The organism is Acinetobacter sp. YH12021 (assembly GCF_013420145.1).
Classification (GTDB): domain Bacteria; phylum Pseudomonadota; class Gammaproteobacteria; order Pseudomonadales; family Moraxellaceae; genus Acinetobacter; species Acinetobacter towneri.
Map to the genome: position 1 here is coordinate 1 of NZ_VOYT01000071.1, position 1,289 is coordinate 1,289.

Consider the following 1,289-nt stretch of genomic DNA (forward strand, 5'->3'; position numbering starts at 1 on the left):
TGCTCGATTATTATTATTATACTCTGTACACGACAAATTTCACAGAACCCTTATCCTATCAGGATTCTGCTTTCTTAAAATTGCCAAAATTTCCTTAAACTCTTCTTTTTTCCCAAAACCAATTAAACGCTGAATCGCCATTTGAACATAGTCTAAACCATAGCGAAATAAACTCATTGAGAGTCGTCCATGCTTCTTTATTTTTATCGCTTTTTTTTGATTATGTTGCCATTCACCCGTTAAGTAACACCAACAGAAGCTTATAGCTAACACCGCAATCAATTTTTTCACTCGTCTAGGGTCTGTCAAGCGCGTATTTTCAAGATTAAACCCGCGTCCTTTGAGACAACTGAATAAGGTTTCAATTTCCCAGCGTAATGCATAATCCTGAATAGCATTGGCATTAAACTGAGGAGAAACGACGAGTAAAAGCTCTCCATTTTCTAACTGTAGTGCACTTATATATAGTTTCACCCGACCAACCAAAATCCGTCGTTTACGACATTCAATTTGACCAACTTGAAGATGACGAAATAAATCACTAATTTTATGATTCTTGGCTAAGTGATTGGTCACAATAAAGTTTTTTTAACACGTATACAGAAGTTAATGTCATTTTCAATTAACCATGTAAACCATTTCTCACCGATAAATTCTCTGTCTGCAAACACATTCACAATACGATCTTTACCAAAAATGGAGATAAAGCGTTGAATCAAAGCAATACGCTCTTTCGTATCTGAATTTCCACGTTTATTAAGCAATGTCCAAAGGATAGGTATCGCTATTCCACGATAAACGATTGCGAGCATCAGGATATTAATATTTCGTTTTCCCCATTTCCAATTAGTTCTATCCAAAGTTAATTGGACTTTATCGAATGAAAATATATTGAAAATTAACTGAGAAATTTGACGATAATCAAAATACTGACCTGCAAAGAAGCGCTGCATACGTCGATAAAATGATTGTGGTAAACACTTGATGGGCAAGGCTTTAGATGCAGAAGAAAGATTACATGTTTGCTTTAAAATAATCACAAGCATGATGAGCGCAAAGCACTTTAAATGTGACTTGTTCCATTTTAGAGATTTGTTTAAGATAAGATATAACTCATTGAGATGTGTCATAGTATTCGTCGTTAGAAAACAATTATTGTGACATTATTTCAATGAGTTATCTATTTTTGTCGTGTACAGAGATTATTATAGAAGCCCCCATGAATAAATCGCTCATCATTTTCGGCATCGTCAACATAACCTCGGACAGTTTCTCCGATGGAGGCCGGT

The 1,289-nt window shown here is 35.1% G+C and carries 1 protein-coding gene; it reads right to left on the reverse strand.

Features of this window, described 5'->3' with window-relative positions:
• Window positions 1-39: 39 nt before the first annotated feature.
• Window positions 40-1,130 (reverse strand): IS4 family transposase gene (locus tag FTT91_RS14555; protein WP_180169704.1). Its coding sequence is split into 2 segments (ribosomal slippage): window positions 40-590 and window positions 590-1,130, totalling 1,092 coding nucleotides; the frame shifts between segments, so codons are not numbered across the junction.
• Window positions 1,131-1,289: the final 159 nt, after the last annotated feature.